A 19,937-nucleotide genomic window follows, 5' to 3' on the forward strand; every position below is an offset into this window, starting at 1 on the left:
TAGGTGCGTGTGCGTGCCGGGTATCGTTGGGCGGGTGACAACTGATGTGAACCGCCCACCGCTTTTCGGACTGCCCTCTCCCGACGACCCGCACGCCGCCGCGGCGCTGCTGGCTCGGGCGCAGGCGGCGGTCGGTGAGCTATCTGGGTTCCTTGAGCCGTTGGCGGCGCTGTTCGCGCAGCGCGACGAGTCGCTCTACCTCGTCGGTGGGCCGGTGCGCGATGCCATGCTCGGGCGGTTGGGCAACGACCTCGACTTCACCACCTCGGCCCGCCCGGAGGTGATCGCGGAGATCCTCGGCATCTGGGGCGAGAAGACCTGGGACACCGGCATCGAGTTCGGCACGGTCTCGAGCATCAAGCGCGGCCAGCAGGTCGAGATCACCACGTTTCGTTCGGACCTGTACGACGGCGTGACGCGCAACCCCGAGGTCACCTTCGGCGACACGCTCGAGGGCGACCTGGTGCGACGCGATTTCGCCTGCAACGCGATGGCCATCGAGCTTTCGCTTGTCGACGGCTCCCTCTCCCCCACGTTCCACGACCCCGTGGGCGGCCTCGACGACATTTTGCACCGAGTCCTGGACACGCCCCAGGCCCCGGAGGTCTCCTTCCGCGACGATCCCCTGCGCATGCTGCGCGCCGCCCGGTTCGTCTCCCAGCTCGGGTTCTCCGTTGCTGATCGCGTCTTCGACGCGATGCGCGAGATGGCGGGAGAGATTAACCGCATCACCGTCGAGCGCGTGCAGGCCGAGCTGGACAAGCTGATGCTCGGCGCGCTGCCCTGGGAGGGCATCGACCTGCTCGTCGAGACCGGCATTGCCCAGCATATCCTGCCGGAGGTGCCGGCGCTGCAGCTGGAGACGGACGAGCACATGCAGCACAAGGACGTCTACCGCCACTCGCTGACCGTGCTGCGCCAGGCGACCGAGCTGGAGGATTCCGGTCCAGACTTGGAGCTGCGCTGGGCGGCGCTGATGCACGACATCGGCAAGCCCGCCACCCGCGCCGTCAAGGAGGGCGGAGGGGTGTCGTTTCATCACCACGAGGTCGTCGGGGCGAAGATGACGCGCAAGCGGATGCGCGCTTTAAAGTACCCCAAGCACGTCATCGAGGACGTCGGCCAGCTCGTCTACCTGCACATGCGGTTCCACGGCTTCGGCGAGGGGCAGTGGACGGATTCCGCAGTGCGCCGCTACGTCACCGACGCCGGCGAGCTGTTGCCCAAGCTGCACAAGCTGGTGCGCGCGGATTCGACCACGCGCAACGCGAAGAAGGCCAAGCGCCTGCAGCGCACCTACGATCACTTGGAGGAGCGCATCGAGGAGATCGCCGCGAAGGAGGATTTGGCGCGCGTGCGCCCCGACCTCGACGGCAACGAGATCATGTCCATCCTCGGCCTGCCGCCGGGCCCGGACGTGGGCAAGGCGTGGAATTTTATGAAGGAGCTGCGCTTAGAGCGCGGCACACTGGAACACGACGAGGCCGTCGCCGAGCTGAAGGCCTGGTGGGAGCGCGAAAATGCCTGAATTCTTCTACGCTGACCGCCTATTTAACGGGTTGGAGCGCGGCGAGCCCGCTCCCGGCATGCTGCTTCTCGCCGCGCCCGGGATGCTCTCGCCGGAGTTCGCCCGCAGGGTCGTGCTCATCGTCGACCACGGTCTCGACTCCACCCTCGGGGTGATCCTGAATTCCCGCAGCGAGATCGCGGTGCACAACGCGATGCCGGAGTGGGTTGACCTCGTCGCCGCACCGCAGGCGATGTATCGCGGCGGCCCCGTCGGTGCGACGTCCGTCGTCGGTATCGGCGTCACCAGCAGCGGTGTGCTTATCGACGACCAGCCGGTGCTCACGCGCCTGGCCAACCGCCTCGCCCAGGTGGACCTGCGCGCCGAACCGCAAGAGGTGGCGCCGGCGGTCGACTCCATGCGGCTTTTCCTGGGCTACGCGGAGTGGGCTCCGGGCCAGCTCGACGAGGAGATTGAGCGAGGCGACTGGTTCATCGCGCCCGCGCTCCCCTCGGACGTCGTTGCTCCCGCGGCGGCGGATTTGTGGGGCGACGTGATGCGTCGTCAAGCAATGCCTCTGCCGCTGTACGCGACCTTCCCTGCGAACCTCGACGACAACTAAGGCGATGTTCCACGTGAAACTAGGGCCGGAGTATCTGTAGCGCCTCTTGCCACAGCCCCTCGAACTCGGGCTGGGAGATGCGCGTCGAGCGCAAGCCGTCGTAGGCGTTGTAGGTGTCGGGGTGGCCGACGGTGTCCATGGGGGTGTTCGCCTGGCCGATGACGCGGCCGTCGACGTACACGCCCGTGATCGCCTCCGCCGGGTCGAACTCGATCATGCGCAGCATCGTGCACTGCGTCGCGGAGATTTCCTCCAGCTCCGCGACAGTGAGCAGCTCGCCGCCGAGCTCCGGGACGGTGTACGCGAGGCGGACGTAGTGTTTCACGTGAAACCTTCTCCTATGCGGCTGCGTAGCGGGCCGCCAGCGAGGAACAGATCATGAGCTGGATCATGTGGTAAATCATCAGCGGCACGATGAGCAGGCCCAGCGCGGCGCCGCCGAAGATCACCGAGGCCATGGGAAGGCCGGCGGCCAGGGACTTCTGCGTGCCGCACATCTGGATGGCGACGGTGTCCTCGTAGCTGAACTTCAGCGCCCGAGGCACCGCCCTCGTCAGCCACAGCATGGCGCCTACGAGGACGAGCGAGAAGACGACGAGGAAGAGGATCTCCCACCCCGAGACCTCGCTCCACACACCGGCGACCATGGCCTTGGAGAACGCCGCGTAGACCACCATCCAGATGGAGATTCGGTCCACCTGCTTGGTGGCTTTCTTCGCCGCAAAAGCGCGCACAGCGGGCGCGAAGTTGTGCGCGAGCTGGCCCAGGACGAACGGCAGGAGCAGCTGGAGCGCGATGTCGATGAACACCCCGGCGTTCACCGCAATCCCCTCCCCCGTGCCCATCAGCAGCATCACCAGCAGCGGCGTGGCGACGACACCCACGAGGCTGGACACGCTCGCCGCGACGACAGCGCCGGAGACGTTGCCGCGCGCGATCCCCGTCAGCGCCACCGAGGACTGCACCGTCGACGGCACGAGCATGGCGTAGAGGATGCCCTGGTACATGCCCTCGCTGACAAACGCCGTGGTGGGCCGGACGGCGAGGCCGATCAGCGGGTACACCACGAAGGTGAAGGCCAGGATGATCAGGTGCAGGCGCCAGTGCGTCAACCCCCGCATCGCCTCGGAGGTCGACAGCCGCGCGCCGTAGAGGAAGAACAAGAAGGCGATCGCGAGCTTCGTTAGTACGTCGAAGACGTCGGCGAAGGTTCCGCTCGCCGGGAGTAAGAACGCGAGCAGCGAGGCGAGGATGATTCCCTGGATCAGGGGGTCTTTAAGGAAGGAGAACATGCCGACAGTCTAGGACTGCGGGTCGGAGGCGACGAGGCGCTCCTCCTGATCCTCCAGGGCAACCTCGCGCAGCCCGCGCACCGCGGGCCCGGAGACGACGGAGCCGTCGGCGATGCTGAAGGTCGAGCCATGCGCCGTGCAGCGCACGGTGTCGCCCTGAGCGACGGTGATCTTCTTGAACTCGTGCGGGCAGGTCGAGGAGTACGCCACGTAGTTGCCCGCGGTGGGTTGGGCGATGATGAACTTGTCCAGGATCACGGAGCCGCCGACCGGGACAGCGGTCTTGGCCACGTCGTCGGTTGGCTCCTGGCCGCACGCGGCGAGGAAGGCGCCAGCGAAGGTGGTCGCGGTGCCGAGGAGGAAGAGGCGTCGAGAGCAGGTCATGAGTGAATCGTAGCCCGTTTCATCGCCGCGACGAAGGAGGCGAGCTCCTTTTTCAGCGTGTCCATGTCGGTGATCCGCCCCGGATTGGGGTGCTCGCCCTCGGTGTGGGCGTCGATAATGCGCGTCAGCGCCGAGCCGGAGATCGCGCCCGCGGCACCCGCCTCGATGGCCGCGCGGACGTGCTCGGGCGAGGAGATGCCGAACCCGAGGAGGACGTCGGCGCCGCCGTAGCTGTTGATGTTCTCCACGACCTCGTGCAGCCCGTCGACGGAGGATTCGCGCTCGGTGCCGGTCACACCGTCGCGTGAGATGGCGTAGATGTAGCCCTTTGAGTGCTGCGCCACCCCTTCGAGCGTTGCCGGCGAGGCCTTGGCGGGGGCGATGTAGATGGTCTCGATCCCGGCCTCTGCGGCCGCCGCGTCGAAGGGGCGGCCCTCGCGCACGGGGACGTCGGGAAGCAAGATGCTGTCCGCTCCCGCCTCGGCGAACTCGCGGTAGAAGCGGTCCAGGCCGCGGACGTAGGCGACGTTGGCGTAGATGAGCATGCCGATGGGTAGCTCTGGGTAGCGCGCGCGGATCTCGCGCACGACGTCGAGGGCGTCCTGCACGGTGGAACCGCCGTCGAGAGCGCGGACATGGGCGCGCTGGATCGCGGGGCCGTCGGCGCCCGGGTCGGAGAAGGGAACGCCCAGCTCGAGCGCGTCGGCGCCGGCCTCGACGGCGGCGACGATGATCTCGATGGAGTCTGCGGGCGTGGGGTCGCACAGCATGATAAACGGGACGAAGGCGCCCTCGTTCTTTTGCTTGAGCGCGGCGAACGTGGTGGTGTAGCGGCTCATCTTTTAATGCTCCCTTGCGGTGTCGATGCGGAACTCGAGGTGCTGCTCTAGGTTGTTGCGCACGTGCGCGATGTCCTTGTCCCCGCGGCCCGAGAGCGACACCAGGATGTTCAGCGGCTCGCCTTCGGCCGGGGCCTCGGCGGCGCGCCCGAGAGCGTAGGCGAAGGCGTGCGAGGACTCCAGCGCCGGGATGATGCCCTCGTACTTGCTTAAGAGCTGGAACGCCTTGAGCGCGTCGCCGTCGGTGACGGGCACGTACGTGGCGCGGCCCGTTTTGGCGAGGTAGGCGTGCTCCGGGCCGACGGCGGGGTAATCCAGGCCCGCGGAGATGGAGTAGGACTCCTCCACCTGCCCGTCGGTGTTGCGCATCAGGTAGGACTTCGTGCCGTGGAGGATACCGATCGTGCCGGCGGCGATGGCCGCGCCGTGCTTGCCCACGCCGACGCCCTCGCCGCCCGGCTCGGTGCCGATGAGCTCCACGCCCTCATCGTCAATGAAGTCCGCGAACATGCCGATGGCGTTGGACCCGCCACCGACGCACGCGACGACGACATCGGGCAGCGCGCCGACGCGCTCGAGCATCTGGGCGCGCGCCTCGGTGGAGATGACGCGGTGGAACTCCTTGACCATCTTCGGGAACGGGTGCGGGCCCGCGGCGGTGCCCAGCAGGTAGTGCGAATCGTGGAAGGTGGCCGTCCAGTCGCGCAGCGCCTCGTTGACGGCGTCTTTCAGCGTGCCGGAGCCCGAGTCCACGCCGACGACCTTCGCACCCATCAGGCGCATGCGGTAGACGTTCGGCTCCTGGCGGGCCATGTCCTCGACACCCATGTAGACGACACAATCTAGGTCGAGCAGCGCGCAGGCAAGGGCTGTCGCGGTGCCGTGCTGCCCCGCCCCGGTCTCGGCGATGATGCGGGTCTTGCCCATCTTTTTCGCCAGCAGTGCCTGGCCGATGACCTGGTTGGTCTTGTGGGCACCGCCGTGGACGAGGTCTTCGCGCTTAAGGAAGATCCGCGCGTTCGCGCCGTCGAGCGGCAGGTTGCGGCACTCGGTGAGCGGGGTGGGCCGGCCGAGGTAGTCGCGCAGCAGCGCGCGGTACTCGGCCATGAACTCCTCGTCGTTGAACGCGGCGACGAAGGCGCGCTCAAGCTCGTCGAGGGCGGGCAGCAGCGATTCGGGCACGTACTGGCCGCCGAACTCGCCGTAGTAGGCGGGCAGGATGGTGCGTCCGCCGTCCTTGTTGGTCTGCGTCATGGTCAGTTCCTTACGTATGGAAGTTTCGGATGGTGGTAAACGCGCGTCGCAAAGCGCCTGCGTCCTTGTGCCCGGCCCACTGCCCCGCCGTGCTGGGGTACTCAACGCCGGAGTTGAGGTCCACGCCGAGGCAACCGGCACTCAGCGCATCGGCGACGTTATCGGGCCCGATCCCGCCGGCGAGCAGCGCGTGGTTCTTGACCTCTTCGGGGATCTCCGCCCAATCGAAGGATTCGCCCGTGCCGCCGTCGTGGGCATCGAGCACGAGCTTATCGACGCTCCCCAGCAGCGCCGTTGCCACCTGGGCGCCCTCAGGGGTGGTCATGGAGACCGCGCGCCAGACCTCTACCCCATCGCCGACCTCGGCACGGATGGCGTCGACAAGCTCGAGCTCCGCCTCGATGCTGCCCTGGTAGGAGGCGTGGACCTGGACGGCGTGGATGCCGTCGACGGTGAGCTCGGCCCAGCCCTGGGCGCGGCGGGAGACGGCCACGTACTTCAGGTGCGGCTCGTGCGCCATGATTTCGGCGGATGTTTCACGTGAAACATTGCGCGGGGAGGCGTCCTCGAAGATGAGCCCGCCGTAGACCGCGCCGGCCGCGCGGGCGGCCTGGGCGGCCGAGGAGGTGGTGAGGCCGCACACCTTGTTCGGGCCGTGGACCAGCATCCGCGCTGCCCAATCCACGTCGGGCTGGCTGGTGAGCTGGGACCCGACGAGGAACGCGTCCGAGTGCCCGCCCAGCCGGCGCACGGTTGCGACGTCGCGGATGCCGGACTCGGAAACGATCAGGGCGCCCTCCGGCGCGAGCGGCGCGAGGCGTGCGGAACGCTCAAGGTCGATCGACAGGTCGTGCAGGTTGCGGTGGTTGACACCGAAAATCTTGGCGCCGAGACGGCTGGAGCGCTCGGCTTCCTCTTCGTCGATGACCTCGGTGAGGACGTCCATGCCCAGGCGCGCGGCGAGGTCTGAGAGAGCGCGGTACTGCGCGTCGTCAAGCACGCTCAGCATGAGCAGGATCGCGTCGGCACCGAAGTAGCGCGCGGCGTACACCTGGATCTCGTCGACGATGAAGTCCTTGCACAGCACCGGCAGGTGGGTGATCGAGGCGACCGTGGCCAGGTGGTCGTAGTCTCCCCCGAACTTGTCCGGTTCGCAGAGCACGGAGATGCCGGCGGCGTAGCGCGAGTAGATGGAGGCGATCTCACCGGGCTCGTAGTGCTCGCGGATCATCCCGAGAGACGGCGAGGAGGATTTGCACTCCATGATGAACTGCGTGCCCTCGCGGGCGAGCGAGTCGTACAGGGAGCGCGTGGAGCGCGGTAGTGCGCTCAGGTCGACGCCACTGAGACGCGCTTTAATTGCGTCAAGGTGACGAAAACGCTGCTGGACAATCCCCTCGAGAACGGTGGGTAATTTAGTCACGGTAATCGGCCTCCTCGTGAGTCCGCTGCCACGTTTCCACGGAGCCGTCGGTAAGCATGCTCAGAGCGCGCTCGGTGCCCTCGCGCATCGTGTTGGAAATGCCGGCGAGGTAGAACATCGCGCCGGCGTTCACCGCCACCGCGTCACGGTGCGCCGCGGGGCCTCGCCCGGCGAAGGTCGCGCGCATGAACCGGGCGTTCTCTACCCCGTCGCCGCCGCGCAGGTCCTCGAGCGCGTGGGTGGACACGCCGAGTTCGGCGGGGCTGATGCGGAAGTTCGTGATCTCTCCGTCGCGCAGCTCCCACACCTCGGTTTCACCGTGGACGGCGATCTCGTCGGTACCCGCGCCGTGGACCACAAGGGCGCGTGACCTGCCCAGTTCCTTCATGGTCTCCGCAATGATGGGGCCCATCGACGGTTTAGCGATACCCATTATTTGGAACTCCGGGCGAGCCGGGCTGAGCAGCGGGCCCATCGTGTTGAACAGCGTGGACACTCCGAGTGACTTGCGCACCGGCTGGACGTGCGCGATCGCCGGGTTGTACGCGGGCGCGAACAGGAAGGTGAAGTTCGATGCTTCGAACTGGCGCACCGCGCGCTCCGGGTCGAGGTCTAGCGGGATGTTGAGCGCCTCCAGCACGTCCGCCGAGCCGGACTTCGAGGACACCGAGCGGTTGCCGCACTTGATCATCTTCACTCCCCCAGCCGCGGCGGTTAACGACGCCGCGGTGGAGATGTTGATCGTGTTCGCCCCGTCGCCACCCGTGCCGGCGGAGTCCATGATGCCCTTGCCGGTGACGGGGAACGGCCGGCCCGCCGCGAGGAAGGCGCGCGCCGCCCCGGCGACATCCGCGAAGGTCTCGCCACGCGTGCGCACCGTGGCCAGAAGCGCTGCGATGTGCACGTCGTCGTAATCGCCGATGGTCAGGGGAGTAAACGCCTCGATCGCCTCGTCGAGGGTGGGGGCTTTGTTGTCGAGGAACCGCCGCAGGATTTCGAGGGATTTGTCGCTGGCCATGTTTCTAGCGCCCTTTCATAAGTTCGGCCACGCAGCGCTCAATCATGATCGGACCTGCGGGGGTGAGGATGGATTCGGGGTGGAACTGCAAACCAATCGACATGCGATCGTCGCTGCGCGCGGCCATGACGACGTCGCCAAGCCGGGTCTGCGTCCGCGCCAGGGAGTGCAGGCCGTCGGGGAGGTCGACGGTGCCGAGCGAGTGGTAGCGCGCCACCGGCACGGTGCGCCCCGGGGTTCCGGGGGTATCGTCGCTGGTGAGGCCGTCGAAAAGCCCGCTGGCGATGCCTGCCTCGTCGAGCTGCATGCCAATTTGCTGACCGTGGACGGGCCCGCAAGGCTGCACGTGGCCGCCGAAGTGCTCGACGAGGGCCTGGAAGCCGAGGCAGATGCCGAGGATCGGGATGCGGCCCTGGGCGGCGGCGATGAGGTCCATCATGGAACCGGCCTCAACCGGGTAGCCGGGGCCTGGCGAGAGCACGATGAGGTCCGGCTCGGTGGCGAGGATGAGCTCGGCGGGCACAGTGTTGCGGTAGACGGTGGCGTCGAACTGGCGCATCGCGTCAACCAGGTTGTAGACAAAGGAGTCCTGGTTATCGAGGAGAACGACCCCGCTCATTTCACTACCTCCAATGTGGCTCCCGCCGCAAGCGCGATGGCGTTGAGTACCGCGTACGCCTTGTGCAGGGTCTCGTCGGCCTCGGCCTGCGGGTTCGAGTCGCGCACAACGCCCGCGCCGGCCTGCACCGCCGCGACGCCGCCCGAGACGTAGGCACTGCGGATGACAATACAGTTATCCATGTCGCCGCTGCCGGTGAGGTAGCCAATCGCCCCGCCGTAGGACCCGCGCCGGGCGCCCTCGAGCTGGCGCAGCAGCTCCGTGGCGCGCAGCTTCGGGGCGCCGGTCAGGGTGCCCATGTTCATGCACGCGCGGTACGCGTCGAGCGCGTCGAGGTCGTCGGCCAGCGTCGCAGTGACGCGCGAGACGAGGTGCATCACGCGCGAGTAGCGGTCGACCTGCAGCAGGTCCGCCACGCGGCGGCTGCCGGGCTCGGCGACGCGGGCGAGGTCGTTGCGCGCCAGGTCGACGAGCATGGTGTGCTCCGCGACCTCCTTGGCGTCGGTGCGCAGCTGCAGCTCCATGCGCGTGTCCAGCTCGTGGTTGACGCTACCGTCGGGGTTGAGCCCGCGCGGCCGGGTGCCCGCGATCGGGTAAAGCTGGATCTCCCTGGTCACCGCGTTGAACTGCAGGTTGGATTCGGGCGAGGCGCCGAAGAGCTCGTAGGGCTCGCCGTTTCGGCCGGTGCCGCGCACGTAGAACATGTACGGCGAGGGGTTGGTCTCGCGCAGCGCGCGGTACGCGGCAAACGCGTCGACGCAGGTGGTGCTGAACGTCCTGGCGGGAACGACCTGGTAGATGTCGCCGTTGTAAATATCGCCTTTGAGCTTGTCGACGTCCGCACGAAACTGCTCGTCCGTAATATCCGCTGTCACGGTGATCGTCGCCCCCGGGTGCTCCGCCGGCTCGTAGGCGTGCTCGTCGTCGGGGTCGGCCACGCGGATGCGCTCAGCCAGCTCGCCGAGCTGCGGGGCGGAACCGTCGTGGGTGATGCCCGTGAGGTAAGCGGTGCCGGACTCGTGGTCGATGCGCAACAGCGTCTCCGCGACGACGAACTGGTAGTCGGGGTACGCGTTGGTGGAGTCCGCGACCTCGGGCAACCGCTCGAAGGTCTCCAGGTAGTCGAAGGCCATCCCCCCGGCGAGGAAGGGGAAGTCGCCGTGGCGGTAGCCCGCGTCAGTAGACAGCGCGCGCAGCACCTCCGCGTTGGACACGGCGGTGAGCCGCTCGCGCTCGTCAGCGGCGTCGGAGGTGGGAAAGTCGAACACGCCGTCGCCGACGTAAAACTCAGCAAGCTGCTTGCGCAGCCGCGCGGCCAGCACCTCGCCCGAGGCGGTCAGGGGCTCGGCGTGGACGCGGGAGCCGTCGCAGGTCACGCGTAACGACGCCCGCAGCACCGCCACGGACTGCAACCCCGACTTGGTGGAGATATCAGCGGACTCTAAAAGCACCGAATCGGTCGCTGTTGTGCCGTCGAGGTAGGCGAAGAGGGCTGAGGCGTTGGCATGGTACTTGACGTCCACGCGCGCCACCTTGGGTGGGGGGTTGCTCATCAGTTCATCCTTGGTTCGAGTTCTCTGCACCGAGGGTACTGGTAGCAAAAGACCCGCGGTGCTGGGGTTATCCAAGCCGGCGGGCCGAAAGGGTACATCTACACATCTGGCACGCCGGTTACGCGCGCCACCACCACTGGGTGGAGGAGATCGTTGATGTCATGCAATGGAATGTTAGTCCAAGCTGTGAGACGGTGCAACCGCTTCTAGGCGCCCTTGCCCTCGTCCGCCTTGGACGCGGCGTTGCGCAGCGCGTCGAGGTTGACCTGCGGCGCGGGCTGTTCTTGGGGTGCGGTGTGGTTGCGGGCGGCGTCGATTAGCGTGGCGGCTCTCGCGCCGAAGTTTCCCGCGACGGACAGGGCGATCACCGCAATGATGAGGGCGATAACGGGCGCGACCCACAGCCATCCGGAGGCGATGAACGCGAACGCCGCGCCGAACGCGAGGGCCACTCCGGCGAACAGGACGAAGGGGCCGGAGACCTTGTGCGCCTGGTCCCAGATCGATTTGTCCTTACGCACCGCGGCGATGCGCAGCCCGAAGATGGAATTGCCGGGCAGCTTGCCCGCCGTCGCCACCGCGCCGACGACGGCGAGTACCACGGCGAGAACGAGATAAATGATGCCAACGACCAAGTTTGCTGTCATACACCCAGCATAAATCCCCGCCCGTGGCGCGGATAGTTGTGGTGCACCAAAGTAATCAGCAAGAATATCATGCATGAAAACAAAAATCCTCAGCTCGCTGCTGCTCTGGATCGTCATCGCGATCCTCCTGGGCATTGTGTGCAGCCTCTTCTTCCCCGAGTGGCTGGCTCGCGTCTTTGTCACCTTCAACGGACTGTTTGCCAACTTCCTCGGCTTCTTCGTGCCCGTGCTCATCTTCGCGCTCATCGCCCCGGCGATCGCGGGCCTGGGCCGCGGCGCGGGCAAGTGGCTTGGCGTTACCGCCGGGATCGCCTACGTGTCCACCATCGTCTCGGGCCTCATCGCGTGGGCGACGGCCACGGCCCTCTACCCCACTCTGCTCGGCGGCCGCACGCTGAACACCGACGTCACCGACCCCGAGGCCGGCGGCCTCGCGCCCTACTTCGAGGTGGAGATGCCCGCGCCGCTGGCCGTCATGTCGGCGCTTCTGCTCGCGTTCGTCATCGGCATCGCCATGACCTCGGTGAAATCCACCACCATGTACCGCGTGCTCGACGAGCTGCAGGCGGTGATTATGAAGGTGGTCACCTCGTTCGTGATCCCGCTGCTGCCGATCTACATCTTCGGCACCTTCCTGAACCTGGGCATGAACGACAACCTCGGCTCCACCATGGCCGCCTTCGGGACCGTCCTGCTGCTGTCCGTGGTGATGACCCTCGTGATCATCTTTCTGCTCTACGTCGTCGCGGGCGTCGTGGCCGGCCGCAACCCGCTGACCGCGCTGGGTAACATGCTGCCGGCCTACTTCACGGCACTGGGCACGTCCTCGTCCGCCGCGACGATCCCGGTGACCTACGCCTCTGCGCTGAAGAACAAGGTGGACGAGAACGTCGCCGGCTTCGTCGTCCCGCTGTGCGCGACGATCCACCTGTCGGGGTCGATGATGAAGATCACCCTGTACGCGCTCGCGATCGTCTACATGGGGCAAATGGATGTCGCGCCCGCGCAGATCCTCGGCTTCCTCCTGCTGCTCGGCATCATGATGGTCGCCGCGCCGGGCGTGCCGGGCGGCGCGATCATGGCGGCGGTCGGCCTCCTGCAGGCCAACCTCGGTTTCGACGAATCCGCGATCTCGCTGATGATCGCCGCGTACATCGTGGTCGACTCCTTCGGCACCGCGGCGAACGTCACGGGCGACGGCGCGATCGCGATGATCCTCAACCGCTTCGCGGCCGGTCGCATCGAGGGCTACAAGCTTGACGACGCCCCCACCGCTGTGGAGAGCCGGGCTTAGATGCGCTCCCCCGTTGACGCGCTGAACGCGTGCAGACCGCCCGGGGTGACGCGCGCGTGGATGAGTTCGCCCTCGCGCACGTCACTGCGCGGCGGGGTGCGCACGACGATGCTGCCGGTGGAGTCGTCGGCCTGGCCCTCGGGGATCCAGCCGCCGCCGTCGAGGTGGCCGTAGAGGTAGGAATCGGAGCCGAGCTCCTCGACGAAGTCGATCCGGATCGGCAGGGTGCCGGCCTCGCTGGCGCCGACGAGCTCGAGGGCCTCGGGGCGGAACCCCAGGACGATGCTGTCTTCGGCGGCGTTGAGGTGGGCGTCGTCAAGCGGGATGCTCGCGGCGCCGGCGCGGGCGGTGCGGGAGGCTCGATCGATGGTGAAGGTGGCCAGGTTCATGGCCGGGGAGCCGATGAAGCCGGCGACGAAGACGTTGTGGGGGGCATCGTAAAGCTCGCGCGGGGTGCCCACTTGCTGTAGGACGCCGAAGTTGAGCACGGCGATGCGGTCGCCCATGGTCAGGGCTTCGGTTTGGTCGTGCGTGACGTAGACGGTGGTTACGCCCATGCGGCGCTGCAGGCTGGCGATCTGGGTGCGGGTTTGCACGCGCAGCTTAGCGTCGAGGTTGGACAGCGGCTCGTCCATGAGGAAGACCTGCGGCTCGCGGACGATTGCGCGGCCCATGGCCACGCGCTGGCGCTGGCCGCCGGAGAGCGCCTTCGGCTTGCGGTCGAGGTACTCGGTCAGGTCGAGGGTGCGGGCGGCCTCTTCGACGCGCTCGTTCATCTGATTCTTGTCCATGCCGGCGAGCTTGAGCGCGAAGCCCATGTTCTCGCGCACGGACATGTGCGGGTAGAGCGCGTAGTTCTGAAACACCATGGCGATGTCGCGGTCCCTCGGCTCCAGGGCGGTGACGTCGCGGCCGCCGATCAGGATGCGGCCGCTGTTGGTCTCCTCCAAGCCGGCGAGCATGCGCAGGGCCGTGGACTTGCCCGAGCCGGACGGGCCGACGAGGACAAGGAACTCCCCGTCCGCGATATCGAGGTTGAGCGCGTCGACCGAGGGTGTGTCCGCCCCCGGGTAGACGCGCGTTGCGTTGTCAAAGCTGACGGTAGCCATGTGTGGTTCTCCTCCATCGGCGGGTACGCGCCGAACGATCCTTAGTGGCGGGTGTCCCCCTAACCTACACGCGATGTTTCACGTGAAACATCGCCAGCGGCGCTACACCTTTTTGGCGAAGGACGCGATTGCTTCGGCGACTCCCTCGGGGTTGCCCAGTGCGGCCCAGTGCCCACCGTCGACGTAGGTCTGGGTGTAGTCGTCGCTCCAGCGGCGCATTTCGTTGATCAGCGACGGGTGGACGATCTTGTCGTCCACGGCCACGATGGCCTGCACGGGGCAGATGGGCTTACGGGGTTGGGGCGAGGAGAAGCGGCTGCCAAAGTTGGCGCGGTAGAGGTGGGACCCGTTGCGGCCGTTGTCGGAGACGTTCGGGTTGACGGGGATCGTGTCGTCGTTCTCCTCCGCCGCAACGCGCTTCTGCCACTTCTCCGGCGTAATCGAGTTCCACAGCAGCGTCGGAAGAAACGGGACGTAGAGCACACCGACGTACCACTGCGGCGCGAACGCCCGCGCAAGATCGAGCGGGCGGGACGCCCTTTGGCGCATCACCAGCGCCGAGTAATCAAGGTTCGGCCCAGAAATCGACGTGTAGCTGAGGATCTTGCCTTCGAATTCCTGCGAGGTCACGGATTCCCAGCTCTGAATCGAGCCCCAATCGTGGCCGACGAGGTGGAAGGGGCGGCCCTCGAGAACCTCGTCGATAAACGTCGCGAGGTCGTGGCTGAGCTGGCTGAGCGTGTAGGCATCGCTGGAGGCGGGAGTCGTGGACTCGCCCGCCCCGCGGACGTCGTAAGCAACGACGTAAAAGTCGTCGGTGAGGTGCGGAATAACCCGCTGCCATACGGAGTGGTCGTCGGGATAACCGTGCACGAGGACGAGGGGCGTGCGGCTGCTATCGCCGTAGGCGTACACGGCGAGGCGTTCACCGTCGGTGGTGGTGATTGTGTTCATGGCGTTCTCTTTGTGTGGGTGGTTGACACGCGCCAGCGTACACGCGCTCGGGGGACGGAAAGCGGCGCCTGAGGGGCCTGCCTAGAGGTAGGGATTGCGATGTTTCACGTGAAACATCGCCGGCGGCGCTATCCTCTGGACCATGGCCGCCGAGATCGTCACCACGCACTTCATCGCGCACGATGAGGACCTCGGCGCCGCATACGAGGCGTGGCGCGCCAGCACGGAGGCCAGCGGGGCCGAGATCCTCGCGTTCTCCCCGCGCCCGCACCCGATCGACGACGACTTCATCCTCTGGGACCTGCGCACCGAGGCCGCCTATGGCAACCTCCGCGACCCCGCCTCGATGGGGCTCTACGAGCTCAACGCGCTGGTCGACTTCCACGGCATCGACCGCGACGACCGCATCGAGGCCTTCTTCATCGACGACAACCTCGCCACCACCCGCTTCCCCTCCGCCCTGGGCGGCCTGACCAGCCTGAGCACGCGCGACGGAGTCGGCACGGCGGAGCTCTCGCTCATCACCGTCGTCTACCTCGGCACCGAGGCGGCTGTCCCCCACGTGCATTCGCTTTTCGACGCCCTGATCACGCGCTCCCACGTCATCGCCTACCAACCGGAGCTCGTGCTGCTTGAGGGCACTGAGCATTCCTCCCTCGTCGGACCGCTCTGGCTGCGCGACGCAACGCTGAACATCATCGGCAAGGGTGACCGCTTCTACTCCCCCGGCAAGGAGGCCTGGTCGGGGTGGTTCCTCACCGGCGACTCTCCAGAGACCGTCGAAGCGAACCTGACCGAGATTATCGAGCCAGGCATGGTCGTTATTGGGCGGGTTGTAGCGGAGCCGTTCTAGTAAAATCAGCGCCATGGCGAACTTCGGTCAAATCGGTGCCGTCGTGGCGGTCTCCGCGCTGCTTGGGTTGGGTGCGGCGGGTGCCACCATGAGCCAGATAAATGTCCCCTCCCCCGAGGCGGTGGTGGTCAACACCGTCGGCGCGCCCACTGTTGTTATCGACGACCCCCACGACCTCCTTACCCCCGACGACGAAGCGCGGCTAACGCGCGACGCTCAGCTTCTCGACGCCCCCGACACCGTGCGCACCCTGCACTGGATAGTGTTCAACGAGAGCGACGAAAACATCAACGACACCGTTGAGAACTTCATGCGCGACAACTACCCCGATGAGATCGGTGCAGATCACTTCGCGGACGGGGTGCTCATCATCGGTGCCGGGACGCAGAACCGCAAAGTGTTCACATTTGCCGGGTTGGACGTTTTAGAGCAGCTCCACCTGAAAGAGGGAGAGCGGCTCGAGGCCGTCAACGAGGAGATCAAGCCCGGGATGCGCGACAACAACATCCCGGGGGCGTTGCTCGCCGGCGCTCGGGCCGCGATGGATGCGCATGATATCCAGCAGTACGAGCTCAACGACGCGCAGGGAGATCGTGTCATGTCCGGTATCGGCGCTGGCGCCGCCGCTGGCGGGCTCTCTTTGGCAGTGGGATCGATTGCCGTCGCCATGACCAACAGCCGCAGGAATACGCTTGCACAGGGCCGCGAGGACTACGAGCTGGTCACCCGCGAGTACTCGCAGCTCGCCCAGCGACTCAACGAGATCGACGTGCGTGCTAACTCCCTGACCAGCGCTTTTGCCGACAATGAGATGCGCAAACAGTGGGCCGAGGTGCGGGACCGCTTCCTGAATATGCACGACGCGGTGTCCGGCGCGGGCGGGATCGGCAGCATCGACATCGGCGACGACAAGCAGGTCCTGGCGAACAAGGAGCAGCTTGCCGACGCCGCCGAGGCCGTGCGCCACACCAACAACGCCGAGGACAACATCAACCGCATGTTCAAGGTGGAAAACGGCGACGCTGCGGCGCGCCGCTCGGACCTGACCGCCATCCGCGAGGACCTGATGCAGGCCAGGCTTGAGATCGACGATGCGGAGATCGAGGCCGAGATCGCCCAGCTCGAGGCCCGGGTCAACGAGCTCGACCGCAACCCCACCGCGCCCGACTTCATGGATTCCTTCGTGCGCGTGCTGGGCGACTACCGCACGCTCCTCGAGGTCGTGAAGCGCACAAAGTTCAGCGACGTCGAGGAGCACAACGAGCTGCAGCGCCCCGCCCTGTACGACTCCAACTACTACTACTCCGGGTACGTGCCCTTCGTGGTTATGAGCAGCTGGCACTCGTCCAACGTCCAGGCCGCTCAATCCTCCTCCTCGTCGGGCACGAACACGTCGTTTAGCTCTGGCTTCTCAGGCGGGGGTGGTTCGAGCAGCTACTAGGGGTGGCAAGAATACGGCGTATCGTGGGGTCAGAAACTTACGGTTCGCTAAGGAGAGACATCGTGGCAGATAACACGTACGCTTCTGACCTCATCAACTTCGACTCGTTGCTCTCGGCCCAGGAGATCGAGTGGCGCGACGACATCGCCAGCTTTATCGAGTCAAATGTCAAACCGCACGTGGGCCAGTGGTTCGAGGACGCTTACGTCCCCCTCGAGCTCGTCCCCCGTTTCGCGGAGATGGGCATGATCGGCGCGCGCCTCGAGGGCTACGGCTGCCCGGGGCGCAGCGCGGTGGAATACGGCTTGGCCATGATGGAGGTTGAGGCCGCCGATTCGGGGCTGCGTACCATCTTGTCTGTGCTTGGTTCGCTGGCGATGACCTCTATTCACAAGCACGGTACCGAGGAGCAGAAGCAGAAGTACCTGCCGCAGATGGCCGCGGGTGAGCTGATCGGCGCCTTTGGTCTGACCGAGCCGACCGCTGGGTCCGATCCCGCGTCCATGATCACCCGAGCCGAGCTGAAGAAGGGCGAGGGCTGGTTGCTCAACGGTGAGAAGCGCTGGATCGGGCTCGCCCACCTCGCCGACATCACTGTGGTGTGGGCGAAGGTGAGCACCGCTGACCTGATCGAGGCCGGCCACGAAGACGCGGCGAGGCCGGACCGGGAGGAAACGGTCGCGGGATTCCTCGTGCCCAAGGGCGCGCAGGGGTTCAACCCGCAGCCGATCGACAACAAGCTGTCCATGCGCGTGTCCACGCAGTCGCACATCGTGCTCGAGAACGTCCTCGTGCCCGAGGAGAACCTCCTGGCTGGGTGCTTCGGATTAAAGGTCCCGCTCATGTGCCTTAACGAGGCCCGCTACGGCATCGGCTGGGGCGTGCTGGGTGCCGCGCGCGACAGCCTTGAGCAGGCGGTCGCGTACGCCGGTGAGCGCACCCAGTTCGGCCGGCCGATCTCCTCGTTCCAGTTGACGCAGAAGAAGCTGGTGGAGATGGCCGTGGCGCTGAACCAGGGGCAGCTGCTCGCTCTCCACGTGGGGCGCGCCAAGGACGCCGGGACGCTGGAAATTCCCATGATTTCGGTGGCCAAGCTAGCCAACTGCCGCACCGCCATCGACATCTGCCGCGAGGCGAGGACCATCTTCGGCGGCAACGGCATCGTCCACGACTACTCCCCGCTGCGCCACGCGGCGAATCTTGAATCCGTGCGCACCTACGAGGGAACCGACGAGATGCACACGTTGATCCTCGGTGAGAAGATGACCGGGATCGGGGCTTTCGCCTAAGCTTCTCTGCTGGCCGATTACGCGGCGGGCGAAATCGGCCAGCGGGGCATAATCTTGCCCATGCCGAATCTTCACCGACTGCGCTACCTCTGCATCATGATCGGCGGCTTTCTGGGGCCGTTCGCCGGCCAGTCACTGTCGGTGGTCCTGCCTGAGTTCGCCTCCGACTTCGGCATCTCCCTGCACCTGGCCTCGCTGACGATGACGGCGTACATGCTGCCGTTCGCCGTGACTATGCTCTTTTCCACCTACATAGTGAGAAACCTCCAGCCCACGCGGGTGGTGCGCACCGCGTACGTCGTCATCGCCTGCGCCTCGGTGGTTCTGGTGTTCTCCCCGGTGTGGTGGCTGTTCCTCGCGGCCTATATCTCCGCGGGTATCGCGAACGCGTTCACCGCTCCCCTGCTGCAGCTCATCCTGCGCCACATCACCCCGCCGGAGCAGCTGGGTAAGGCGCTGGGCACGTACGCGGCGATGCAATCCTTCGGGCTGTTTTCCGCCCCGCTCGTCGGGGGCGCGACCGTCACGCTCGGTTCGTGGCGTTGGATGTACGTCGTGCTGCTGGTCTTCGCGGTCATCATCGTGCTCGTGGGCCTACCCGCCGTGCCCGCGCCGGGCGGCAGCAACGTCTCCCGGGTACTGGGGTGGCCCGTCATCCGTGCCTGCCTCACGCTGCTCGCCGTAGGGACGGGTGTGATCGGGCTGTCTTTCATGATCGCGCTTCACGCTGGTTCGCTTCTCGACGCCCCACCTCTCACACGTGGCTTCATTGTGATGGCCGGCGGACTGACCGCGTTCGTGTTGGCGCGGCCTGTGGGCGGGCTGGCTGACCGCTTCGGCCCGCGCCCCGTCATGGTCGTCTCACTCCTCGTTGCGGCTGCGGCCGTGTTGGGTATCGCGTTCAGTCCGTCCATGCTGGTGCTGGCGGTGCTGTGGGGCGTCGCGGTGCTCGCGGCGCAGGGCGCGCAGGTTGCCGTGAACATGTTGGTGCTTGCCTCACCCGCTGGCGGGCAGCTCCTCTCCACCGTTCAGGCGTTCCGATTCTTCGGTAACGCGCTGACACCGCTAACACTGCTGCCTCTCTACGGCGTCACTCCGGTCCTTGGGTTTGGCGTTGACGCGCTGCTATTGGTGGCGGTGGCGGGGATTAACGCTGCCGCGGTGCGTCGCAAAGGCTAGTACATGAACACCGCGGCATTGTCGCCGCCGCGGCAGGTGATGACTTTGTCTTGGTCGACGGCACACTGCATCCGGTAGTCCTGCCCGGTGACGGGGCTGTGCGCGGTGACAGTCGCGGGCAGGATGTCCCTGACGTTGTCGTAGGTGGCGTTGAGACTGGAGGTAGCAGCGTTGAGGGTGGCCGTGGCGAATTCGCAGGAGGTATTGGCCCCAGCTGCGACGGTGTTGATGCCGAAGCCGTCCCCGAATACGCAGACCACGGCTGGCTCCCCGTTCACGGTGATCTTTCCGCCGATGTCCGTCTGAAGCTCGGTGATCGGCGGCGCGGCGGGCTTCGGGGTGCGGGCTGAGGTGGTGGGGCTCGGCTGGGTGGCCGCGGTCGTGGAGGTCGCGGTTGTCATGGTGACGCTGGACGTCACTGTGTGCGTCGCCGGGTCTCGGGTGTCAATGGGGCCACAAGCCGTGAGCGCGAGGGCTGCGAGTGCTGCACTGGCTGCGAGGGGTAACCGGTCAAACTTCATGGTGAAATCCTCCGAGTGGTGGGCTTGGCGGGGGCGTTCCGCCGGTCACTCCAAGCATATGGTTCACGTGAAACATGGGGGGCGTTCGTGGCGGCTCAAATGGGATAAACCAAGTGGCAGTTCTGGCGCGCCTTTACCC

The 19,937-nt window shown here is 66.4% G+C and carries 20 protein-coding genes; 7 read left to right on the forward strand and 13 right to left on the reverse strand.

The genetic code is table 11. The features are described 5' to 3' along the window. The first annotated feature begins 46 nt into the window (after positions 1-46). Positions 47-1,528, forward strand: a complete 1,482-nt coding sequence (locus tag E3227_RS04135) for a CCA tRNA nucleotidyltransferase (protein WP_211346263.1) — start codon at positions 47-49, stop codon at positions 1,526-1,528. After that, the gene (locus E3227_RS04140) at positions 1,521-2,129 is read left to right on the forward strand and encodes a YqgE/AlgH family protein (RefSeq protein ID WP_136652620.1); all 609 of its coding nucleotides are present in this window, start codon (positions 1,521-1,523) and stop codon (positions 2,127-2,129) included. The genes E3227_RS04135 and E3227_RS04140 overlap by 8 nt, the downstream gene beginning before the upstream one ends. 19 nt (positions 2,130-2,148) lie before the next feature. Here E3227_RS04140 and E3227_RS04145 read toward each other — a convergent pair whose 3' ends face one another. From E3227_RS04145 to E3227_RS04190, 10 genes are all read right to left on the reverse strand, one after another. Beyond that, positions 2,149-2,454 carry a hypothetical protein gene (locus E3227_RS04145; protein WP_136652619.1) on the reverse strand — a complete coding sequence of 102 codons (306 nt, stop codon included), beginning with the start codon at positions 2,452-2,454 and terminating at the stop codon, positions 2,149-2,151. 13 nt (positions 2,455-2,467) lie between these two features. Next, on the reverse strand, positions 2,468-3,421 hold the full coding sequence (locus E3227_RS04150) for a bile acid:sodium symporter family protein (protein WP_144317638.1): 954 nt from the start codon (positions 3,419-3,421) through the stop codon (positions 2,468-2,470). Positions 3,422-3,430: 9 nt separating this feature from the next. After that, the gene (locus tag E3227_RS04155; RefSeq protein ID WP_136652617.1) at positions 3,431-3,805 is read right to left on the reverse strand and encodes a Rieske (2Fe-2S) protein; all 375 of its coding nucleotides are present in this window, start codon (positions 3,803-3,805) and stop codon (positions 3,431-3,433) included. Then, a complete protein-coding gene (gene trpA, locus E3227_RS04160; protein ID WP_144317639.1) occupies positions 3,802-4,644 on the reverse strand; it encodes a tryptophan synthase subunit alpha in 843 nt (280 codons plus the stop codon). Before trpA ends, E3227_RS04155 begins: the two co-directional genes overlap by 4 nt. Positions 4,645-4,647: 3 nt before the next feature. After that, complete coding sequence (gene trpB / locus E3227_RS04165; RefSeq protein WP_144317640.1) at positions 4,648-5,898, reverse strand: tryptophan synthase subunit beta; 1,251 nt, start codon at positions 5,896-5,898, stop codon at positions 4,648-4,650. A 10-nt stretch (positions 5,899-5,908) separates the two neighbouring features. Further along, entirely contained in the window at positions 5,909-7,327 is a 1,419-nt protein-coding gene (trpCF, locus tag E3227_RS04170; RefSeq protein WP_144317641.1) for a bifunctional indole-3-glycerol-phosphate synthase TrpC/phosphoribosylanthranilate isomerase TrpF, read from the reverse strand. After that, positions 7,314-8,339 carry an anthranilate phosphoribosyltransferase gene (gene trpD / locus E3227_RS04175; protein WP_144317642.1) on the reverse strand — a complete coding sequence of 342 codons (1,026 nt, stop codon included), beginning with the start codon at positions 8,337-8,339 and terminating at the stop codon, positions 7,314-7,316. Before trpD ends, trpCF begins: the two co-directional genes overlap by 14 nt. A 4-nt stretch (positions 8,340-8,343) precedes the next feature. Next, positions 8,344-8,958 (reverse strand): glutamine amidotransferase-related protein, encoded by a 615-nt coding sequence (locus E3227_RS04180; protein ID WP_144317643.1) that lies wholly within the window; start codon positions 8,956-8,958, stop codon positions 8,344-8,346. Beyond that, on the reverse strand, positions 8,955-10,511 hold the full coding sequence (locus E3227_RS04185) for an anthranilate synthase component 1 (RefSeq protein WP_144317644.1): 1,557 nt from the start codon (positions 10,509-10,511) through the stop codon (positions 8,955-8,957). Before E3227_RS04185 ends, E3227_RS04180 begins: the two co-directional genes overlap by 4 nt. A gap of 206 nt (positions 10,512-10,717) precedes the next feature. Continuing rightward, positions 10,718-11,158, reverse strand: coding sequence for an SdpI family protein (locus E3227_RS04190; RefSeq protein ID WP_144317645.1), 441 nt, complete (start codon positions 11,156-11,158; stop codon positions 10,718-10,720). 73 nt (positions 11,159-11,231) lie between these two features. Here E3227_RS04190 and E3227_RS04195 point away from each other — a divergent pair, with 73 nt between their 5' ends. Next, positions 11,232-12,452 (forward strand): dicarboxylate/amino acid:cation symporter, encoded by a 1,221-nt coding sequence (locus tag E3227_RS04195; protein WP_144317646.1) that lies wholly within the window; start codon positions 11,232-11,234, stop codon positions 12,450-12,452. Here the strand turns inward: E3227_RS04195 and E3227_RS04200 are convergent. Both E3227_RS04200 and E3227_RS04205 read right to left on the reverse strand, forming a co-directional pair. Beyond that, entirely contained in the window at positions 12,449-13,561 is a 1,113-nt protein-coding gene (locus tag E3227_RS04200; protein ID WP_144317647.1) for an ABC transporter ATP-binding protein, read from the reverse strand. The genes E3227_RS04195 and E3227_RS04200 overlap by 4 nt on opposite strands. Before the next feature lie 102 nt (positions 13,562-13,663). Continuing rightward, positions 13,664-14,515: an alpha/beta fold hydrolase gene (locus E3227_RS04205; protein ID WP_136652607.1), complete on the reverse strand. Its 852-nt coding sequence runs from the start codon at positions 14,513-14,515 to the stop codon at positions 13,664-13,666. A gap of 142 nt (positions 14,516-14,657) precedes the next feature. On the opposite strand from E3227_RS04205, the gene E3227_RS04210 reads away from it, so the two are divergent. The 4 genes from E3227_RS04210 to E3227_RS04225 all read left to right on the forward strand — a co-directional run bounded on the left by E3227_RS04210 (position 14,658) and on the right by E3227_RS04225 (position 19,277). Then, positions 14,658-15,368 carry a hypothetical protein gene (locus E3227_RS04210; protein ID WP_144317648.1) on the forward strand — a complete coding sequence of 237 codons (711 nt, stop codon included), beginning with the start codon at positions 14,658-14,660 and terminating at the stop codon, positions 15,366-15,368. 13 nt (positions 15,369-15,381) lie between these two features. After that, positions 15,382-16,809 carry a DUF5129 domain-containing protein gene (locus E3227_RS04215; protein WP_144317649.1) on the forward strand — a complete coding sequence of 476 codons (1,428 nt, stop codon included), beginning with the start codon at positions 15,382-15,384 and terminating at the stop codon, positions 16,807-16,809. Between the two features lie 62 nt (positions 16,810-16,871). Then, a complete protein-coding gene (locus tag E3227_RS04220; RefSeq protein ID WP_144317650.1) occupies positions 16,872-18,098 on the forward strand; it encodes an acyl-CoA dehydrogenase family protein in 1,227 nt (408 codons plus the stop codon). 60 nt (positions 18,099-18,158) lie between these two features. Then, positions 18,159-19,277 carry an MFS transporter gene (locus E3227_RS04225; RefSeq protein WP_144317651.1) on the forward strand — a complete coding sequence of 373 codons (1,119 nt, stop codon included), beginning with the start codon at positions 18,159-18,161 and terminating at the stop codon, positions 19,275-19,277. Here the strand turns inward: E3227_RS04225 and E3227_RS04230 are convergent. After that, positions 19,274-19,678 carry a hypothetical protein gene (locus E3227_RS04230; protein ID WP_144317652.1) on the reverse strand — a complete coding sequence of 135 codons (405 nt, stop codon included), beginning with the start codon at positions 19,676-19,678 and terminating at the stop codon, positions 19,274-19,276. The genes E3227_RS04225 and E3227_RS04230 overlap by 4 nt on opposite strands. Between the last annotated feature and the right edge of the window lie 259 nt (positions 19,679-19,937).

The sequence above is a fragment of the Corynebacterium sanguinis genome (assembly GCF_007641235.1).
In the GTDB taxonomy this organism is placed as follows: domain Bacteria; phylum Actinomycetota; class Actinomycetes; order Mycobacteriales; family Mycobacteriaceae; genus Corynebacterium; species Corynebacterium sanguinis.

Excerpts from the sequence above, each read along its gene's own strand:
- E3227_RS04155 (WP_136652617.1), bottom strand. The coding sequence starts at position 3,805 with ATGACCTGCTCTCGACGCCTCTTCCTCCTCGGCACCGCGACCACCTTC.
- E3227_RS04140 (WP_136652620.1), top strand. The coding sequence starts at position 1,521 with ATGCCTGAATTCTTCTACGCTGACCGCCTATTTAACGGGTTGGAGCGC.
- E3227_RS04200 (WP_144317647.1), bottom strand. The coding sequence starts at position 13,561 with ATGGCTACCGTCAGCTTTGACAACGCAACGCGCGTCTACCCGGGGGCG.
- E3227_RS04230 (WP_144317652.1), bottom strand. The coding sequence starts at position 19,678 with ATGACAACCGCGACCTCCACGACCGCGGCCACCCAGCCGAGCCCCACC.
- E3227_RS04195 (WP_144317646.1), top strand. The coding sequence starts at position 11,232 with ATGAAAACAAAAATCCTCAGCTCGCTGCTGCTCTGGATCGTCATCGCG.
- E3227_RS04190 (WP_144317645.1), bottom strand. The coding sequence starts at position 11,158 with ATGACAGCAAACTTGGTCGTTGGCATCATTTATCTCGTTCTCGCCGTG.
- E3227_RS04180 (WP_144317643.1), bottom strand. The coding sequence starts at position 8,958 with ATGAGCGGGGTCGTTCTCCTCGATAACCAGGACTCCTTTGTCTACAAC.
- trpA (WP_144317639.1), bottom strand. The coding sequence starts at position 4,644 with ATGAGCCGCTACACCACCACGTTCGCCGCGCTCAAGCAAAAGAACGAG.
- E3227_RS04215 (WP_144317649.1), top strand. The coding sequence starts at position 15,382 with ATGGCGAACTTCGGTCAAATCGGTGCCGTCGTGGCGGTCTCCGCGCTG.
- trpB (WP_144317640.1), bottom strand. The coding sequence starts at position 5,898 with ATGACGCAGACCAACAAGGACGGCGGACGCACCATCCTGCCCGCCTAC.
- E3227_RS04150 (WP_144317638.1), bottom strand. The coding sequence starts at position 3,421 with ATGTTCTCCTTCCTTAAAGACCCCCTGATCCAGGGAATCATCCTCGCC.
- E3227_RS04225 (WP_144317651.1), top strand. The coding sequence starts at position 18,159 with ATGCCGAATCTTCACCGACTGCGCTACCTCTGCATCATGATCGGCGGC.
- trpD (WP_144317642.1), bottom strand. The coding sequence starts at position 8,339 with ATGGCCAGCGACAAATCCCTCGAAATCCTGCGGCGGTTCCTCGACAAC.
- E3227_RS04210 (WP_144317648.1), top strand. The coding sequence starts at position 14,658 with ATGGCCGCCGAGATCGTCACCACGCACTTCATCGCGCACGATGAGGAC.
- E3227_RS04205 (WP_136652607.1), bottom strand. The coding sequence starts at position 14,515 with ATGAACACAATCACCACCACCGACGGTGAACGCCTCGCCGTGTACGCC.
- E3227_RS04185 (WP_144317644.1), bottom strand. The coding sequence starts at position 10,511 with ATGAGCAACCCCCCACCCAAGGTGGCGCGCGTGGACGTCAAGTACCAT.